The following is a 4,051-nucleotide window of genomic DNA, read 5'->3' on the forward strand; positions in this document are numbered from 1 at the left end:
TGCGGCGGCGATCGTCCGCCGTTCGAACAAGCAGCAGCAACACTGCGCGATAAGTTCTCTCGTGTGTGCGCTCGGTCAGGGCTTGCCTCCATCGAGGATGTCGAGTTGGACGCGGTTGTGGTGGCTGATTTCCCACCGGCCGGCTTCGAGGTCGTGAAGGAGGTCGCGGCACCACTCATCGGTGCTCACGTCCGCGCTTCGCCCGTTGATCGGGCCGCGGATTCCGTTCCGCCAGTCGATGACCGTGTAGACGAAGTCACCTGTGGTGGCGAAGTCGCGTGGGCGGGTGCAGATCACGAAGTGCTCCGAGAGTGCGCGGACGGTGTAGGGGCGGCGGGGTTCGAGACCGAAGCGGATCCGGGCGCCGGGGTCGAGTGGGAGCGGGGTGGTCGGTGATCCCTTGGCGTTGATCAGTGTCACCGCGCACCCCCGGCTGCGAACCGGCCTTCGGAGAGTGCCGTTCGCTGATTGTCGGCGAGCGTGTCGCGGTCGATGTCGCCGCGGCCCAACCCTTCTGGCCGGTGCCCGACGTGGAAGCCCCCGACGTCACCGTCCTGGTCTCGGTGGGGGCAGGGGTAGATCGACAGGCCGTGGCGCTTTTCGTGATGGGTGCGTGCTGCGCGGGCATCCTTGCGCGTGAAATAGGTGCGTTTGTCGCAGTGCGGGCAGGTCACCCAACAGGAGGTGGGGCGATGTACTCGAGCGGCCAATTTTCCGGTGCTCCTCTTCGACTTCGGACGCGGTCGGATCGTCAGACGGCGCGGGTGATCTGCAGGTTCAGCCAATCCGAGACCCACTGGATGGCGTTGCGGCCGGCGTTGTCGACGACCAGGTTCTGGTAGCTCTGGTGCGCACCGGAGGCGAAGAAGCTGGCCGCGTTCAGGCCCTCGCCGACAACCTGGGCGAGATCCTCGGCCCCNNNNGCCTGCGTGGTGATCGCGTTCCCGACCGGGTTGGCCTGTTTACCGAGCAGCGCGGGGTCGGTCTTGCCGGCTTTGCCGGTGAGCATGTTCGCGGCCACCGAGGCGAGGTCGAGTCCGAGTGGGATCAACGCCGTGGTCTGCGCGGCAGCACCGACCGGGTCGGGCAGTACCCCGGGCGGGGGAAAGAGCTTGTCCGCGGCGGCCCACGCAGTTTCCTGGGCTTGACCGGCGATATTGGCCAGCTTGATCACGTCGACGTTGCCGAGGATGCTGGTGACCAGCGCTGCGATCTGGGTGTAGCCGGTCGGGTCCGGGATGATCGCGAGGATATGGGAGACCCACTTCAAGTCGACACCGGCGACCATCTTCACCACTGGCGCGAACTGCACATTCAGCTCTCGAGCGGCATCGCGGGCGCCGCGGACATCGCCGGCGGCGATCTTCTGCGGGAGAACGATCAGGTCGTGCAGGATCTTCGGAATATCGAGGGCAGTGACGCCGGTGACGACGTTCAGTGCCTGGTCGGCGACGACTGTCGGTTTGAGGACCGACAGCACGCTCGACGCGGTCGAGAGGGCATCCGCGGGGGTGGCGGCGACGGGTGCGATTTGGCTACCGAGTGATGCGGCGGTGCCCGCGAGTTGAGAGATTTCGGGTGCGGTGGCGGGCAGTGTGGTGGCGCCATTATTGGCGAGTTTGGCGGCGGTGTTCGCGATCGTGGCCACGGAGTCGAGGGCACCGGTCAGGTCCGCGTGGCTGGCTGTGGTGAGGACCTGTGCGGCCGCGTTTTCCGGTGTGCCCACTGGGGCTGCGGCCAAGTTGCTGGTGGCGGCGGTGTTCGCGGCCCCGGATTGCAGCAGGTCGACGAGGGGGCTGAGCGTCTTGCTCAGTGAGGTCGCGGTGTCGGCGATCTGGTTCACATCGATCGAGCTGCCGGTACCGGTGCCGCTCAGTTGCTTTCCGAGCGCGTCGACATTCGATCCGAGACCGGGCAGGTCGGCGTCGGTGAAATCCGAGGTCAGCGCGTGGGCGACCGCCGCGTTCCCCCCACCCTGATCGGCACCGGTGTTGGCGGTGCTGGGGGTTTTCGACAGGATCGACCCGAGCGATCCGAGGAACGGGTTGGCGCCCTTGCGGATCGAGCAGTACAGGTCGTTCGGATCGCAGATCGAGGCGACCCGCCCCGACAGTTTGCCCATGCCCTGCGACCGGGGGCCGGCGATCCCCTCCCCGGAGGTCGTCGGCCCCACCGTCGCGGCGCCCTTCGTGCCGGCACCGGGATCGGCGATCAGCGCCACACCGAGGACCTGGTCCGCATCGACCGGTCCTCGAGCGTTTCCGATCGCCGACGCGAGATCGCCTGCAGCGTCCGCACCCTGGGAGTATCCGGTGATCGTGATCTTCGCGCCCCGGCATGTGTCGGCGTAGGACTTCAACACGGCGGTGGCCTTGCTGACCGCGTCGGTCTTGCTGTCGGCGTAGGTGTGGCCGTTGTCGAATGCGGACGCCATGTATGGCAGCGTGTATATCTGTGCGCGGGCGCCATTCTGTGCCTCGATTGCCGCCGCGACCGGGGCGAGCATGCCTACGGGTTGGTTCGGGTCGGCATTCTCGTTGGTCTCCCACGTGCCGGGGATGAGCAGGTTGAAGGTCGCCGCGCAGGTGGTCGGGGCGGCGTGGGCGATCGCGGGTGCGGTAAGAGCGACGCCGACGATGACGGTCGCAGTGGCGATCAGTGCGACCGTGCGACGGGTTCTCGAACGTCTGGCGGGCATTGGTACCTCGATTACCGGAAGGGACACTGCTGCCTACCTTCACCCATTTCGGTGTTTCCCCTCAACGGGGTGTCGGGGTGCCCTCGCTCCTCTTTCGGGCGCTGACCGGCGAGAATGGGCCGGAGTGGGGTTTTTTCGCGTGCGATGCGAGAAGGGCCACCCGACCCGTGCCGCGGCGGGCCGGTGGGGGGTTCCCAGCGTTTTAGATCCAGTCGATGTGGTTGTCGAAGCCCTTGTTCTCGGGGTAGTCGAGGGTGGCGTGCCGTTCGAGCAGTGCCACGACGCGGGCGTGATCGTCATTCGCCAGCGCGGCGGCCAGTTCGCGGGACTCTTCACTGGTGAAGGGTGTGTCCGAGTTCGCGAAATCCAGGGTGCGGACCCGGTAGTCGTAGCCCTCGTCGGCGCCGTTGCGGACCATGACGCCACCCCTGACGCGGATGACCGCTCTTTTCGGGGTTCCGTCCGGGCGCAACACTCCGGCCCGTTTCATGATGTCCTGCGCCTTCACGGTTTTGAGTTTCTTGCTGGCGTCGGCACGCAACTCGTTGGTTTCCCCGGACCGGTACCGGGAGACGGCGGAGCGGGACCGGCCGATCTTGGCGGCCACAGCGTCGACGCCGCCGAGACGTTCGATCGCGGCACGGCGTTGCGCACGCTCGAGGACATCGGCGTGCGGGATCCGGCCTTGTTGCGCCCACCGGCGCAGTGTGCGAGCGGACGGCGGTGTGCGGCCGGCATCGATCGCGGCCTGCCGCAGGCCCTCGTTGCCGAGTTCCTTACGCAACTGTTTCACCGAGACCTTGCTCGTCAGCCCGGCCAGTCCCCCACTTTTGACCTGCTTCGACTTCTCGACACCGCTGGTCGCGGCGTTGGCGACGGAGACCTTGAGGCCGTCGAGACCGACCGCCTCCTGCGCCGGCTTTTTGGTGCGCGGCTTCGGAAGATGCAGTGCCATCAGAGCACCCCCTCCCCTTCGTCGGCGGCGTCCTCGTTGTCGGCGAAGGCCGCCTTGATCGCGAGGTTCACCTCGTGCACGTCCTGCGCCGATGTGAAGGCGGACAGGAGTGTGTCGGTGAGGATCACGTCCTTTTCGACCGACATCTTCCCCAGCGCCTCGCTTGCGTCGGCGATGTCCTCGCTGTCGGCGAGGAGGTATACCCAGGAGTCGGTGACGGTGCGGACCGGCCAGCGATTGTGTTCGCGGGCGATCCGCATCGCGACGCGGCGGCCGCGCCAGCGGCAGTGCGCGATGATCGACGCACGCCAGAGCGGTTGGTGGTGGTGTTGCATTTGCTTCGCAGTCCACATGTCCGGGTTGACCATTCGCCCGATGTAGCCCTTGTAGCAGGTGCC

At 66.9% G+C, this 4,051-nt stretch carries 4 protein-coding genes and 1 pseudogene; all 5 read right to left on the bottom strand.

Annotation, left to right across the window (positions count from 1 at the left end):
• Positions 1–75: 75 nt before the first annotated feature.
• The gene (locus AZG88_RS25395; protein ID WP_061699576.1) at positions 76–420 is read right to left on the bottom strand and encodes a hypothetical protein; all 345 of its coding nucleotides are present in this window, start codon (positions 418–420) and stop codon (positions 76–78) included.
• Positions 417–674 (bottom strand): hypothetical protein, encoded by a 258-nt coding sequence (locus AZG88_RS25400; protein WP_061699577.1) that lies wholly within the window; start codon positions 672–674, stop codon positions 417–419. The genes AZG88_RS25395 and AZG88_RS25400 overlap by 4 nt, the downstream gene beginning before the upstream one ends.
• 77 nt (positions 675–751) lie before the next feature.
• Positions 752–2,698 (bottom strand): cutinase family protein, encoded by a 1,947-nt coding sequence (locus AZG88_RS25405; RefSeq protein WP_061699578.1) that lies wholly within the window; start codon positions 2,696–2,698, stop codon positions 752–754.
• 202 nt (positions 2,699–2,900) lie between these two features.
• Entirely contained in the window at positions 2,901–3,653 is a 753-nt protein-coding gene (locus tag AZG88_RS25410; RefSeq protein WP_061699579.1) for a hypothetical protein, read from the bottom strand.
• Positions 3,653–4,051 (bottom strand): annotated as a pseudogene (locus AZG88_RS54145) (hypothetical protein); the annotation flags it as partial. The pseudogene AZG88_RS54145 and the gene AZG88_RS25410, both read right to left, overlap by 1 nt.

Source organism: Rhodococcus sp. LB1 (assembly GCF_001583455.1).
GTDB classification, from domain to species: Bacteria; Actinomycetota; Actinomycetes; order Mycobacteriales; family Mycobacteriaceae; genus Rhodococcus_F; species Rhodococcus_F opacus.